Raw genomic sequence first — 14,957 nt, forward strand, 5'->3', positions numbered from 1 at the left:
TATTAAAATTAGTTATTTCGATTTGCTTTCTCTCAATATCAAGTTACAGATACTAAATAAAGAACGTTTTCTTACATAAAACAACGAATTGAAATTAAGCAACAATGTTTTAAAAAGCTTAGAAGAGAAATGGTTCCTATCCAGTTCCTTGTAACCATCTAAAAGCAACTGAATAAAATTTTTAAGATTATTAGGCGTTTCCTGATGATTGTAGAAAAGTTTCAAATGCGCTATTCTCGTAGTTTTAGCATCTGTTTTATCTTTCCCTGTAGAACTTTCTTCATGTTTTCTATGAAGCACAAGTTTATCGATGATAAAGGTTATTTTGCTTCTGCAAGCGGCGGTGTAAGCCAACCACCAATCATAGTAAAAATGAGTTGGAAAACCAGCTGTTAACGTTAAAAGTTCTTTTTTTATTAAGCAGGTGTGGCCAGAAACACAATTGTAATAAAGCAGGTTTTTTGCACAGTTTCCTTTCACAAAACGATGGTGAGAAAGCGTGCTTTTATTTGTTGGCTCGCCGAGGTTATTGATGTAGGCTGAATCATGATAAATCAAGAGATTATCACCAATGTTTTCCATCAAGCGTGTAATCTTATTTTCTACCCAAACGTCATCCTGATCTGCAATTGCAATATATTCAGCAGAACATAAATCTAATGCTTTCCTAAAATTATTGTTAAAACCGATATTTGTTTCGTTTAAAACAAGCTTAATGTTTTGATTTTTATCTGAAAATGATTTAAGAATATTTACGGTGTTATCATTCGATTTATCATCTATGATAACAATTTCAAGGTTTGAATAATCCTGATTCAGAATTGAAACCAATTGCTCAGCAATATACTTTTCTCCATTGAAAGTACATAATGCAATAGAAACAAGTGGTTTATTATTGCCCATTATTGTCTTCGCTTTTTAATGCCATTAAACATTCTAACAAAAAATAAGAAAAGGCCATTTCCTGATAATTTACCTAATAAACTTCCTGATAAATGAAATACTGTTGAATTAGTTTGAATCCATCTGGTTCTAAAAAAACGACTATATTTTTTAATTAAATCTTTTCTAACCCTAAAAAATTCGTCGTCGCGGTTTCCGCGACTTTTATGAGTTAAATTAAAAGGTATAACATAAGAGGAATAACCATTTAATTCTGCCTGCAAAACCAAATCAGTTCCGTATAAATGAAAGCCTTTAAGATTATTAGATACTTTAAGATTTGCCGTATTTTTAATTAATAAAAAATTCTCATCCAAGCCGGTAACTTTTAAAGGAAACTTACCTTTATTCATGAAAGTTCCATCAGGATAAGAAATATAATAAACGATATGATTTGGACCAGCAGCACCTGCGTTTCCACAAACGCCCCAATTTGGGTCAAAATCATCAAGTTGGTTTAGGCAAGTTCTTAAATTATTAATATCATCTTTATTTATTATTATATCTTGATGGCAGATGATAACGTATTTTCCTTTGGCAATTTTTAAGAATTGATTTATAGCACTAAATGCATCGAACTCGTTTTTTTTAGTATTATCTGCAAACAAAAATTCGCAAAGTAAATTAGAAAATCCCTTATCCAAAAAGGCCTGGAGCATTTCATTATATTCCTCTTTACGGGTAACAAGAGTACATATCGAAAATTCTAAAGTATGTTCAGGAGCATTAATCGGTTTGGCGATGTTTAAAATGCTACTCATACACTAATCATTAAATGCTTGCATATCTATTAAACGTTTATAAAGGCCATTTCGCGACATTAATTGCTGGTGGCTTCCTGTTTCTGTAACTTCACCTTTATCAATAACAATAATTTTATCAGCGTGTTGAATAGTGCTTAGTCGGTGTGCAATAACAATGGAAGTTCTGTTTTTCATTAAGTTGTTCAAAGCATCCTGAACGAGTTTCTCAGATTCTGTATCTAAAGCTGAGGTAGCTTCATCTAAAAGCATAATTGGAGGATTTGCCAATACTGCTCTTGCTATGCAAACCCTTTGTTTTTGTCCGCCAGAAAGTTTGTTACCTCTATCTCCCACAAAAGTTTGATATCCGCTTTCAGTATTTAAAATAAAATCGTGGGCGTTGGCAATTTTAGCTGCTGCAATAACTTGTTCTTCTGTAGCATCTGGTTTGGCAAAAGCAATGTTATTAAAAATACTATCGTTAAATAAGAAAGATTCTTGGTTAACAGTACCCATTTGGCCTCTAATACTTTCAACAGTTAAATCCTTATAATCAAAGCCATCAATTTTAATTGAACCAGTTTTTGGATCATGAAACCTTGGTATTAAGTCCATCAAAGTGCTTTTTCCTCCACCCGATGGGCCAACTAAAGCTACGGTTTCACCTTTGTTTATTTCAAGATTAATGCTTTTTAAAACTTGCTTATCGCCATAACTAAAGCCAACATTTTCAAAAACAATAGAATCGTTGAATGTCTCTAGGTTTTGTGCATTTGTTTTATTTACCAGTTCAGGCTTGGTGTCTATTAATTCTAATACCCTCTCTCCGGCAGCAATTCCAGAGTGAATGCCACTAAATGAATCTGTTAAGGCTTTTGCAGGTCGCATAACCTGAGAAAATATGGCTATATACGCAATAAAATCAGAAGCAGCAAGAGCAGTTTCATCGTTGTGTAAGATAAGCGTTCCGCCATACCAAACAATAATAGCAATCATTAAAACACCCAAAAATTCAGATACAGGAGAGCCTAATTGCTGCCTCCTAACCATTTTTCTAGTTAAGTTAGAATAAAAAATATTTTCATTATTGAATTTATCCTTTACTCGTTCTGTCGCATTAAATGCTTTGATAATTTTAATTCCACTTAAAGATTCATCTAAGAATCCTATCATTTTTGCAAAGGATTCGTGCGATTCTTTGGCTTGTTGTTTTAAGCGCTTAACTATTTTACTGATGATAAAAGCCGAAATTGGGATTACTAAAAGGGAGAATAGTGTAAGCTTTGCAGAAATATTAAAAAGTAAAATTATATATACAATTAAGGTTACTGGCTCCTTAAAAACTACTTGAAGGGTATTAGTTACGGTAAATTGAACCACTTGAACATCTGAAGCTACCTTAGAAATAATATCACCTTTACGTTCATTATTAAAAAAGCCTACATGCAAATTCATTACATTGTCGAATACCCTTTTTCTGAAATTGAGCAGCGTATGAACCCTTAAATCTTCCATATATCGCTGAGAAAAATATCTGAAAAGATTAGACAGTAATACGGAAACCACAATGATTACACACACATATAATAAGGTTGTTTCTATAGAATTAATTGAAATGGATTCATTAACTAATTCTCTTAATTTACCTAAAAGAGAGAATGATTCAGCAGCTTTGTTCGTCAAGCTATCACTCTTATCCACACTTTTATTAGCATTTAGTAAAGTTTCGAACAATGGAGAAAGCAATGCAAGATTAAATGTTCCAAACAGAATTGATAACAAAGTTGCAATAACATAAGGGATTGCAAATTTTTCTATGGGTTTGGCAAAAGATAATAACCGAAAATAAATCTTCATTTTTATTAAAATGGAATATGTACAATGGATGATGAACTACGTACACCTCCCAAAAAAAAATCTGAATAAACTCAGCAAATGTAACGGTTTTGAAATAAACCATTGGGGTATGTAATAGTAGGTCTGTTAAATTTACAATCGTTTTATTTTTTTTCCTGAAATAGATTGATTTATTATTTCCATCACCTCTGTTATTCCTATTGATGAATTGTTCTTCATCTTTAAATTAGTGAGCTTATCTCGGCTATTATTAATTAATGTAAACGATGCTAAATATTGTTTATAGGCATCTATTATCCAAAATTTCCCTGTTAAAACTTTAGGTATTATCTCGGCAAATAATAAATGAAGAGGTAATAAAGTTAAACGCAATCCTTGTAATTGTATGCGTTGTAAGAAAAATCTGTTTCTATAGTATATCTTCTTTATAAAATCTGATTTTATTTGCGTTTTGGTACTGCCACTAACGTGATGATAGCAAACCGATTGATGTTCATAATAACATTTCCAACCTACTTGCCAGGCCCGTAAACTTAAATCAAAATCTTCTGATGAAAAGGGAGAAAATATCTCATCAAAACCACCTAGCTCTTTCAGTTTTTTTGCATCAACTAAGGCATTAGCTCCAGATAGATATGCGGTGTAAACGGCATCATCAGTCTGGTTTTCGCTGTAATAAAATTTATTTGCTTTAATTCTGCACCCGCTGTAGTAAAGCAAACGGGCGGCATCCTCTATTTTCTTTTCATCAATACTCATTATTCTAGCCATTACACCAAAAGTGTCAGGCTTGGTAAAATATTTCCATTGATGTTCAAAATAATCAGGTGTAAGCTTAACATCCGAATTTAAGAGTAGAATTAATTCATATTGTGCTTCTCGAATACCTTGATTGCAGGTAAATGAAAATCCTTGGTTTTTATCATTAATTAATAGCTTAACATTGCTGTAGTGTGCTTTAATGTAAGCAATACTATCATCTTTAGAACCATCATCAATTACAATAACTTCAAATAGTGTGTTTGCATTTTTAGCCGCAATAAAAACTGAAGGAAGGTATTTTTCCAGCAGATGTTTGCCATTATAATTCGGTATTATGATTGAAACACTTTTTAGCATCTACTTTACGATTTTATAATTGCGGTATTCGAACAAACGCAAGCCGGTAAAATCTTCTATTTTTTGAAGCATCAATCTACGAAAATTCATTTTTGGTGTTTGCTTTGTTAAATCATCTTCAAATTTCCAGTTTGCAGCATCAATTCTTTTTTGCAAAACTTTTGGATGAGTGCCAGTAAAATGAATCAATCTATCGGCATTTCGCATATCAAACGCTTTTTGTACCGGATAATTTTGTTCAATCCAATCTTCGGTTTGATAGTATTTATTAAAGTTACGCACTTTACCTTGTAAACCTGCTGGTGGTTTTACCCAACCATAATGATATACGTAAGCATCAATAAGTTTAACGTTAAGTTTCTTGTCATTAGTTCGAAAACCTTGAGCATCTTTATAAGAATGTATGCCCGGTGTATTCCTCAAAATCCTAACTTCTCTTCTATACCACCGTCTTGATTCTGCCACATAATCATAAGAACCATAAAAATGTTTGTACTTTAAAAGCAAAGCCTCAACTTTTTTATTGTTAAGTTCTGCTTCCATTTCCATTTTTATTATAGGTAAATAATCTTCGTGAATGGCTTCATCGCCTTGAATATAAATTAACCAATCTGCATCTCTTGAAACTTCAGCCAATGCTTTATCGGTTTCAGCTGCAAATACACGCCCGCCTTCTTTTAAAGTTTCATCCCAAATGGTATCAATTGTTCTAATTTTTTCGGGGTTAATACTTTTTACCAATTCAGAAGTTTCATCAGTAGAATCACCTAACGCAACTATAAATTCATCGCAAAGCGGCAAAACCGAAAGTATTGCTTCTTTAATAGGGTAATCATTTGCAACGGCATTTCTTATAAAGGTAAATCCGGTAACTTTCATTTAAAATTCTTGCGGATTTGACTTATATCCGGGTTATAATTTTGTTTATTTGTACAAATATAGTTTTATTGATGAATACCCATCTAACTCTTTTAAACGAAATTAAGCAAGGAAATTATAAGACTTTAGCCAGGGTTTTAACTTTGGTAGAGAATGATATTGCACCGGCAAACTTACTTTTAAAAGATTTAGATAGCATGAAAAATGTGCCAGTGATTGGTATTACAGGACCACCGGGTGCTGGGAAAAGTACCTTGGTTAATGCTATAACCAATCAGTTTACCAATGATGGTAAGCGTGTTGCAATTTTAGCTATCGATCCTACATCACCTTTTAATTTTGGATCGTTACTGGGCGATAGAATTAGAATGGCTGCACAATTTAATAATCCAAACGTTTTTATACGCTCGCTTGCTACACGCGGCGCTTTGGGTGGTATTTCTGCCAAAACCATCGAAATGGTTGATGTATTAAAAGCATCTAACTTCGATTTAATTTTAGTAGAAACAGTTGGTGTTGGTCAATCAGAAGTAGAGATTGCTGGTTTGGCCGATAAAACTATTGTTGTTTTAGTCCCCGAATCTGGTGATGAAATTCAAAACATAAAATCAGGCTTAATGGAAATTGCCGATTGTTTTGTAATTAATAAGGCTGATAGGGATGGTGCGGCAACTTTTGCCAACAACCTTAAAAAAATCGTTCATCAAGGGGCTAAAGTTATTCCGATTTTAAAAACCGTAGCCGATAAAAACGAAGGCATAAACGATTTGTGTGACTGGATTATAAAACCTGCAGAAGGAAATCAAAATGCAACTAAAGAATTTTTATTTGCTGAAAAAGCATGGAAACTTATTCAGTACAGTAAAATGAAACCTATTGATAAACATAGGCTTCGTGATAGTATTCACGAAGCGATGAAAAAAGATGATTTTAACATCTACCGTTTTTCTGAGGCGTTTGAAAAAAGCAGTTAAAACTATTTAACTTATAATCTTTTAGCTGTTCATTAGATCTTCAATTTCTTCTGCTTCTAAAGGAATGTCAGCCATTAAATCTATGTTTCCTGTTGATGTAATTAAAATATTATTCTCTAAGCGAATGCCCAAACCTTCTTCTGGTATGTAAATTCCAGGTTCTACTGTTAAAATGTTTCCTTCAGCAAATGGAGTATATCGCCCGGCAAAATCATGTACATCAATACCTAAATGATGCGATGTACCATGCATAAAATATTTTTTATAAGCTGGCCACGCTGGGTTCTGGCTTTTAACATCAGTGTTTGATAACAATCCAAGATTTATCAATTGTTCTGTCATAATCTCTCCAACAGCCTCATGATATGTGCTTAATACAGTTCCAGAAACAATTAACTTCGTCGCTTCTTTCATTACATGTAAAACAGCATTGTAAACATCTTTTTGCCTTTGGGTAAATTTTCCATTTACAGGAATAGAGCGACTCATATCAGCATTGTAGTTTGCATATTCAGCACCAAAATCGAACAGAATCACATCGCCGTCTTTACATACTTGGTTGTTATCATTGTAGTGCAAAATATTTGCATTGTGTCCTGACGCTATAATTGGCGTGTATGCATGCCCAGTTGAACCATTTCGAATAAATTCATGTATAATTTCGGCCTCAATTTCATATTCTTTTACGCCAGGTTTGGTAAACTTTAAAACCCTTAAAAATGCATCTCGAGTTAAACTACAAGCCTTTTTTGTCAATTCAACTTCTATCTCCGATTTAGTAGATCTTAATTCTCGCATTATTGGTGCAGAACGCTCATAATGGTGTAACGGATATTTGGAGCGCATTTCCTCTATAAAACGAATATCACGGTATGGTACCGAGTGCGCATACCTATCATTTTCGTTCGTATTTAGGTAAATATTATCTGCATAGTTTACAATACTGTGCAAAATATTATCAAAATCCTCTAACCAATAAATTGCTTCAATTCCTGATGTAGCCTTTGCCTGTTCCTTTGTATATTTATAACCTTCCCAAACTTTTATATGATCATTTGTCTGTCTTAAAAACAGGACTTGTCTGTACATTGGGTTAGGACAATCAGGATATAATAGCAAAATTGTCTGTTCTTGGTCGATTCCTGATAAATAAAATAAATCTGGATTTTGCTTAAAGATATAGTTTTGGTCGCCACTACGTGGGAATTCATCACTTGATTGAAATATAGCTAAAGAGTTGTTCTTAAGCTTTTTAACAAAGTTTTTTCTATTTAAAATAAATAAATCCTGATTGATTCGTGGGTATTTCATAACTAATATGGTGTAAAATGGGTAGTGGCCAAATGTAAGAAAATGATTAAATGTAAAGAAGTTTGGAACGGAGTTTGTATAAAAGTTTGAAATTTTAATATTTTGTTTAATTTTGCAGTTACTAAAAAATTAATCAATTAATTGTTTAACCCTTAAAAAGAAAAAAGATTATGAATTATTCTACTTTAAAGAAAAGTGTTGCACTTTCTTTAGTGGCATTAACAGGAGTAGCTTCTCTTGCTGTCGCTCAGGAAACTCCTGCAACTACTTCTTCTACCAAAGTTTTTGGTGGAAGAGGACAGTACAGAACTTGGTCTATCGGCGTTAACGGTGGTGTTTTAGCACCAGTTGTTGCTATCGGTGGTTCAAATGACTTCAACAAATGGGATGTTAATTTAGGTTACGGTTTAAATATCCGTAAACAATTAGGTCATTCATTTGCTTTAGAATTAAATGGTGTACGTGGTAAAGTATCAGGTTCTAATGATGCTACTACAGGCCCAATCGCTCCTGGAAGCGCAACTGCTAGAGAATTCGAAACTGAATTACAATATGCTGTAGATTTACGTGGTGTTGTTAATGTTGGTTCTATCGATTTCTTACGTCGTGAGAATTCAGTAGGTTTCTTCGTTACAGCTGGTGCTGGTTACATGGCTTATGCTCCAAAAGTAACTTACACTAACGGTAATGTTGTTGATTGGAAAGGTAGAGCTACTGGTCCAGTTGGAGATCCACATGAGGCTAAAGATTATGTAAAAGCTATGTATATCCCAGTAGGTGTTGGTGTTAAATTCAAAGTATCTGAGCGTGTTAACTTTAACTTAGGTTACACTATGAACTTTGTTGATGCTGATAACTTAGATGGTATTTATGCTCAAGGAACTACTAAAGATAAATTCTCTTACGGTTATGCTGGTTTAGAATTCTCTTTAGGTTCATCTGCTAAACCAAGCTTAGAGTGGTCTAACCCATTAGCTACAATGTACGATGATTTAAAAGATCCAACTTTACGTCAAGAAGTTGAAGCTTTGAAAAACCGTGTTTCTGCTGTTGAAAAATCTGTTGAAGATTTGAAAAAAGATACTGATGGTGACGGTGTTGCTGACCAATTCGACAAATGCCCAGGAACTCCTGCAGGTACTGCTGTTGATGGTTCAGGATGTCCACTTCCAAAAATGACTGCGCCAGTTGATAGTGCTTCAAATGTAACTGGTTTCGAAAAAATCAACTTTGATTTTAACTCATCAGTATTAAAAACTGAATCTTATCCAACTTTAGATAAATTATCTTCAGTGTTACGTGAAAACGGTGGTAAAGTAACTGTAAACGGTTACGCTTCAAGCGAAGGTACTGCTGCATATAACATGAAATTATCTAAAGACAGAGCAAATTCTGTTAAAACTTACTTAGTAAACTCTGGTGTTAACGCTAGTCAAGTTGCTACTAAAGGTAATGGCGAAGCTAATCCAATTGCTTCTAACGATACTGAAGAAGGTCGTATCCAAAACCGTCGTGTTGAAACTGCTAGAAACTAGTATTTCAATATAAAGTTTATAAAAAAGTCCCGATGCAAATCGGGACTTTTTTTATGCCTTTTAATTTTCTGTATAAAGGTTTTTACCTAAGTTTGTATTATGTACTTCTTCAGGAAAAAAGATCCGAACAGGCCAAATAACATAAATTTAAAAATAATGCATTTTATAAATGCATTGGCTATTTCTGTATTTCTTGCTGGCATAATCTACAAGCTCATTCAATGGCTTGCTAAATAATTGCAATACTTTATGAAAAAAATAATTACAACCAGTAATGCACCTGCACCAATAGGTCCATATAGTCAGGCTGTGCAAGCTGGCAATTTTCTATTTGTATCTGGTCAGGTAGCCATCAACCCAGAAAGTGGAGAATTAAACATCAATAATATTGATGATGAAACGCACCAGGTTATGCGAAATCTTAAAGCAGTTTTATTAGAAGCTGGTTTGACGTTCGATAATGTGGTAAAATCTACAATTTTTTTAACTGACATGGGTACCTTTGCACAGGTTAATGAAATTTATGGTCAGTATTTTACTGCCGATTTCCCTGCTCGTGAAACTGTACAGGTTTCTGTATTGCCAAAAAATGTTAATGTAGAAATTTCTGTTATCGCCATAGTTGAATAATTTTGGCGGCAAGCAAAAGCAAATATTTTCTTGCTGGCATTATTCCATACATCATCTGGGGCACGATGTCTATTCCGCTACGGGATATAAAAAACTTTCCACCTCAAGAAATTTTATACTATAGGATATTCGTTTCTATCATAATGGTGTGGACAACTATCCTTATATTTAGAAAAGCAGCACTTAAGAATGATATAAGCTATGTTAAATCGCTTAATTCAAAAGGAAAAAGAAAACTTTTATTGCTAACTATTTTTTCGGCATTATTAATAACTGGCAACTGGTTTACATACATTTATGCGGTAAACAGCGTAAGCCTCAAAGCTGCGGCATTTGCTTACATGGTTTGCCCGCTGCTTACTGCATTATGTGGTTTTCTTATCCTAAAAGAACGGCTTACTAAAACTAAAGTCATCGCCATAGTAGTTGCGTTTATTAGTATCATTTTATTAGCAACAGGTTCTTTACATGAAGTTATTTGGGCAGTTGTTATTGCTTCTTTTTATGCATTATATGTAATCGTGCTTAAGGTTATCCAAAATGTAGATAAATTCAATTTTCTTGGTGTTCAGTTAATTTTGTCAGGATTAATTATGCTGCCAATGTATTTGTTTAGCGGTAATGCTTTTCCAACGGAAACTTTTTTTTGGTGGCATATTTTTTTAATTGCTATTGTTTTTACCATCGTTCCCTTATTTCTAAATTCTTATGCGCTTGTTGGTATGCCATCATCTGCATTGGGAATTTTAATATATCTTAATCCGATAGTTGCTTTTGCAGTTGCATTTTTCTATTTTAAAGAGAAAATTGATATCCATCAGTTATTTGCCTACTTGCTTTTACTGTTATCGATTATTATTTTTAATTTGCAATTGCTCAAAAGTGTTTTAAACAAGAAACAGTAAAACATTGTATAACTCGATATTAAATACCCCTGTTGAGTTTATAAAAGGCATTGGTCCAAATCGAGCTGATGTTTTAAAAAAAGATCTTGGTCTGTACACCTATCAGGATGTTTTATCTCATTATCCTTTCCGATACATCGACAGAACCAAATATTTTAAAATCAATGAGATAAATCTCGATTCGCAATACATCCAGATTGTTGGAAGAGTAATTAGCAAAAAGGTTGTTGGTGAGAAAAGAACAAAGCGAATTGTGGCCGTTTTTAAAGATGATACTGGGATAATGGAACTGGTTTGGTTCCAGAGCTTGAAATGGGTTGAAGATAATATCACAGTTGGCGTAGCTTATGTAGCATTTGGCAAACCAACCTTATTTAATGGAACGTTTAGCATTTCTCATCCAGAAATGGAGCTTTATCAAAATAAATCAGCAGGCAGAGGAAACCTAACATTGCAGCCTGTTTATAATTCTACCGAGAAGCTTAAAAAATTCACTTTAGATTCGAAGGGTTTACAAAGAATAATTGCCGGATTATTGGATCAATTAATTCCGCAGGTAGAAGAAAATTTACCTTCCTATATTTTGAATAAATATCAGCTTTGCGATAAAAGAACGGCTTTATTAAATATTCATTTTCCAAAAAATCAACATGATTTAAATGCAGCAGAGCGGCGATTGAAATTCGAAGAATTGTTTTTCATTCAGTTACAATTGCTACACAATAAGCAACTCCGTCAATTAAAGTTTAAAGGTGTAAAGTTTGATAAGGTAGGCGATAAGGTTAACCGTTTTTACAATGAATTTTTACCCTTTGAATTAACAAACGCCCAAAAACGGGTTGTTAAAGAAATTCGAATTGACACACAACGTGGTGTACAAATGAATAGATTGGTACAAGGTGATGTAGGCAGCGGAAAAACAGCCGTGGCATTAATGAGTATGCTTTTGGCAAATGATAACGGCTATCAGGCTTGTATGATGGCACCAACAGAAATACTTGCCCGGCAACATTATGCTTCTATAACCGAATTGGTAACTGATGATTTGGTAAAAGTTGCCATACTTACCGGAAGCACAAAAAAAAGAGATCGAACAATTTTACACGAGCAATTAGAATCTGGTGAGATTGATATTTTAATAGGAACGCATGCTTTAATTGAAGATAAAGTACAATTCAAAAACTTAGGCTTGGTTGTAATAGATGAGCAACATCGTTTTGGTGTTGAACAGCGGGCGAAACTATGGCGTAAAAATATAATTCCACCGCATATTTTGGTTATGACCGCCACTCCAATACCACGAACATTGGCTATGACGCTTTATGGTGATTTGGATGTTTCTGTTATCGACGAATTGCCTGCTGGTAGGAAGCCGATTGAAACCAAGCATCTTTTTGAAGGACAAAGATTGAGGATGTTCGGTTTTATGAAGCAGGAAATTGCAAAAGGACGGCAGGTTTATATTGTTTATCCGCTAATAAAGGAAAGTGAAAAGTTAGATTTGCTACACCTCGAGGCAGGGGTTGAACAGTTAAGTTATCAATTTCCAAGACCAGATTATCAAATTAGCATCGTGCATGGACAAATGCCAAATGCTGATAAACAATTCGAAATGCAGCAGTTTATTGATGGTAAAAGTCAGATAATGGTCGCAACAACGGTAATTGAAGTTGGTGTAAATGTGCCCAATGCATCGGTGATGGTTATCGAAAATGCCGAACGATTTGGTCTTTCGCAATTACACCAGTTACGTGGAAGGGTTGGGCGTGGGTCTGATTATTCCTTTTGTATTTTAATGAGTGGTAATAAACTAAGCAAAGAAGGAAAAGTTCGTTTGGAAACGATGGTTAGAACCAATAATGGTTTCGAAATATCCGAAATCGATTTGCAACTTCGCGGTCCTGGAGATATTACCGGAACACAACAAAGTGGTGTGCTGGATTTAAAACTGGCTGATTTAGCCAAAGATCAGATTATTTTATCAGAAGCTAGAAATACTGTTATCGAACTTTTTGAAACTGATCCACAACTAGAAAAACCTGAACATGCTGGTCTTAAAGCACATTTGCAAAAGTTAGAACGCGGTATATCGTTTGATAAAATTTCTTAATTAAGGCTTTTGAGCATGAAAAATAATTCGCCGATAAATCATACAAACCTATAATTTTATATTCTATTGCAATATTTGTTTTTCAAAGCTTAGTTTTGCGTTGTAAACTTACCTCATTGGCAGATTCCACCGATTCTAAATCCATTTTAACTAAGCCCGATCCATACGCAGCATTGCGTTATAAAGAATTTAGGTCTTATCTTGGCATGCGTTTTTTCTTTACTTTTGCTTATCAAATGCAAGCTGTTGTACTTGGTATTTATATATATCATTTAACAAAAGACCCACTTGCACTTGGCTTAATTGGCCTTTGCGAAGCGATTCCAGCTATTACGATTGCCCTTTATGGTGGTTATATTGCAGATAAAAGCGAAAAGAGAGGCTTGTTATTAAAAATATTCTCGGGTGTATTTCTTTGTTCGCTAATTATGCTTGCGGTAACTACCACGTACATGCATCGTTATGTACCAACTAGTTACATTGTTCCAATTATGTACTCAATGGTTTTCGGCATAGGTTTAGCAAGAGGTTTTTTCGGTCCGGCGACTTTCTCGCTTATGGCGCAAATTTTACCTAAAGATTTGTATCCTAATGCAAGCACCTGGAGTAGTTCTAGTTGGCAAATGGCTTCCATTTTGGGTCCGGCCGCAGGAGGATTAATCTATGGTTTCTTTGGGATTACCGTAACCTACGTTGTTATCATCACATTTATTTTCATCGCATTAATTTGTATATTCTTTTTAAATGCTCATCCACCATCTTTTATACCCAAAGAAGGAATTGTGAAGAGTTTAACTGAAGGAATTCAGTTTGTCTTTAAAACAAAAATGATGGTTTGGGCAATGAGTTTGGATTTATTCTCGGTATTTTTTGGCGGAGCTGTGGCCTTGCTTCCGGTTTTTGCGAACGATATTTTAAAGGTTGGTCCGGAGGGTTTGGGCTTTATGCGAGCTGCAGCTTCTGCAGGTTCTGTAATTACCATGCTTGCCATGACCAGGTTTTCACCAATGAATAAGCCTTGGAGAAATTTGCTAATTGCGGTAACAGGTTTTGGTTTAAGTATAATTTGTTATGGCCTATCCAAAAGTTTTTATCTAACGCTATTTTTCCTCTTTTTAGAAGGCTCTTTTGATAGCGTGAGCGTGATCATCCGCTCAACCATTATGCAATTGCTTACGCCTGATGAAATGCGAGGAAGGGTATCTGCAGTAAATAGTATGTTCATCGGCTCCTCAAATGAAATTGGTGCATTCGAATCGGGATTAACGGCAAAGCTGATGCGCACCGTTCCTGCTGTAGTATTTGGTGGAAGCATGACGATTGGAATTGCTTTTATCACATGGATTAAAACAAAATCACTTACTAAATTAAGTTTGCAGGATATAAACGAGCAAACAAATAAGATTTAGTTAATTAACTAAAAATAGTTTTTTTACCGACATGGTAGTTCTGTTTAAATTATTTGAAAAGCAGTTACAGTAGTCAGATTAATGTAAATCCTGCCTTCCCTACAATCTTTTTGGGTAATTCCTGTAATAAAGATGATTGTTAGTGCAGCAAAAAGTATTTTCGTACAGTCAGGTTTAATTAACCCAGTACAGCACACTTATTTACGTTAGCTATATAAAACGTTAAAAAGGACGAATTACCTTGCAAACTAAACCCGGTAGTACGGAAAGCCACTATTTTTCATAGTGCTTGGAGGAATAACGGGGCAGAAACAGACCGAAGTATTCCTGTCATTGCTTTCCAAGTTTTAAAAGGCCATTCTTTAAAGCAAAAAAAATTAAATGATAATGATGGATGTGTTAGAACAACAAAAAGTATTTTCTTACAGTCAGGTTAATTAACATAGGGCAGCATAATTATTTACGTTTGTCCTTCAAAAGCATTAAAAAAGCGAAGTATCTTGCAAACTAAACCCGGTAGTACGGAAAGCTACTATTTTTCAC

13 protein-coding genes are annotated in these 14,957 nt (G+C 34.3%); 7 read left to right on the plus strand and 6 right to left on the minus strand.

Features of this window, described 5'->3' with window-relative positions:
• Nucleotides 1–12: 12 nt before the first annotated feature.
• The 5 genes from ACFOWA_RS12905 to ACFOWA_RS12925 all read right to left on the minus strand — a co-directional run bounded on the left by ACFOWA_RS12905 (nucleotide 13) and on the right by ACFOWA_RS12925 (nucleotide 5,540).
• Nucleotides 13–903: a glycosyltransferase gene (locus ACFOWA_RS12905; protein ID WP_378985759.1), complete on the minus strand. Its 891-nt coding sequence runs from the start codon at nucleotides 901–903 to the stop codon at nucleotides 13–15.
• Nucleotides 903–1,703: a hypothetical protein gene (locus tag ACFOWA_RS12910; RefSeq protein WP_378985761.1), complete on the minus strand. Its 801-nt coding sequence runs from the start codon at nucleotides 1,701–1,703 to the stop codon at nucleotides 903–905. The genes ACFOWA_RS12905 and ACFOWA_RS12910 overlap by 1 nt, the downstream gene beginning before the upstream one ends.
• 3 nt (nucleotides 1,704–1,706) lie before the next feature.
• Nucleotides 1,707–3,542 carry an ABC transporter ATP-binding protein gene (locus ACFOWA_RS12915; RefSeq protein WP_378985763.1) on the minus strand — a complete coding sequence of 612 codons (1,836 nt, stop codon included), beginning with the start codon at nucleotides 3,540–3,542 and terminating at the stop codon, nucleotides 1,707–1,709.
• A gap of 132 nt (nucleotides 3,543–3,674) precedes the next feature.
• Nucleotides 3,675–4,661, minus strand: a complete 987-nt coding sequence (locus ACFOWA_RS12920; protein ID WP_378985765.1) for a glycosyltransferase family 2 protein — start codon at nucleotides 4,659–4,661, stop codon at nucleotides 3,675–3,677.
• Nucleotides 4,662–5,540: a glycosyltransferase family 2 protein gene (locus ACFOWA_RS12925; protein ID WP_378985767.1), complete on the minus strand. Its 879-nt coding sequence runs from the start codon at nucleotides 5,538–5,540 to the stop codon at nucleotides 4,662–4,664. It abuts the gene before it with no gap.
• A 71-nt stretch (nucleotides 5,541–5,611) separates the two neighbouring features.
• Here ACFOWA_RS12925 and meaB point away from each other — a divergent pair, with 71 nt between their 5' ends.
• Complete coding sequence (gene meaB / locus ACFOWA_RS12930; protein WP_378985769.1) at nucleotides 5,612–6,514, plus strand: methylmalonyl Co-A mutase-associated GTPase MeaB; 903 nt, start codon at nucleotides 5,612–5,614, stop codon at nucleotides 6,512–6,514.
• Between the two features lie 21 nt (nucleotides 6,515–6,535).
• On the opposite strand, the gene ACFOWA_RS12935 is transcribed toward meaB, so the two are convergent.
• Nucleotides 6,536–7,825, minus strand: coding sequence for an aminopeptidase P family protein (locus ACFOWA_RS12935; protein ID WP_378985771.1), 1,290 nt, complete (start codon nucleotides 7,823–7,825; stop codon nucleotides 6,536–6,538).
• Nucleotides 7,826–7,995: 170 nt separating this feature from the next.
• Here ACFOWA_RS12935 and ACFOWA_RS12940 point away from each other — a divergent pair, with 170 nt between their 5' ends.
• The 6 genes from ACFOWA_RS12940 (at nucleotide 7,996) to ACFOWA_RS12965 (ending at nucleotide 14,414) form a co-directional block, all read left to right on the plus strand.
• A complete protein-coding gene (locus ACFOWA_RS12940) occupies nucleotides 7,996–9,360 on the plus strand; it encodes an OmpA family protein (protein ID WP_123207511.1) in 1,365 nt (454 codons plus the stop codon).
• 99 nt (nucleotides 9,361–9,459) lie between these two features.
• Entirely contained in the window at nucleotides 9,460–9,597 is a 138-nt protein-coding gene (locus ACFOWA_RS12945) for a DUF6728 family protein (RefSeq protein ID WP_231729815.1), read from the plus strand.
• Between the two features lie 12 nt (nucleotides 9,598–9,609).
• Complete coding sequence (locus ACFOWA_RS12950; protein WP_378985773.1) at nucleotides 9,610–9,990, plus strand: RidA family protein; 381 nt, start codon at nucleotides 9,610–9,612, stop codon at nucleotides 9,988–9,990.
• A gap of 2 nt (nucleotides 9,991–9,992) precedes the next feature.
• Entirely contained in the window at nucleotides 9,993–10,895 is a 903-nt protein-coding gene (locus ACFOWA_RS12955) for an EamA family transporter (RefSeq protein WP_378985775.1), read from the plus strand.
• 4 nt (nucleotides 10,896–10,899) lie between these two features.
• Nucleotides 10,900–13,005 carry an ATP-dependent DNA helicase RecG gene (gene recG / locus ACFOWA_RS12960; RefSeq protein WP_378985777.1) on the plus strand — a complete coding sequence of 702 codons (2,106 nt, stop codon included), beginning with the start codon at nucleotides 10,900–10,902 and terminating at the stop codon, nucleotides 13,003–13,005.
• Between the two features lie 116 nt (nucleotides 13,006–13,121).
• Entirely contained in the window at nucleotides 13,122–14,414 is a 1,293-nt protein-coding gene (locus ACFOWA_RS12965; protein ID WP_378985779.1) for an MFS transporter, read from the plus strand.
• The last annotated feature ends 543 nt before the right edge of the window (nucleotides 14,415–14,957 follow it).

It is taken from the genome of Pedobacter lithocola (assembly GCF_042650845.1).
Lineage (GTDB): Bacteria > Bacteroidota > Bacteroidia > Sphingobacteriales > Sphingobacteriaceae > Pedobacter > Pedobacter lithocola.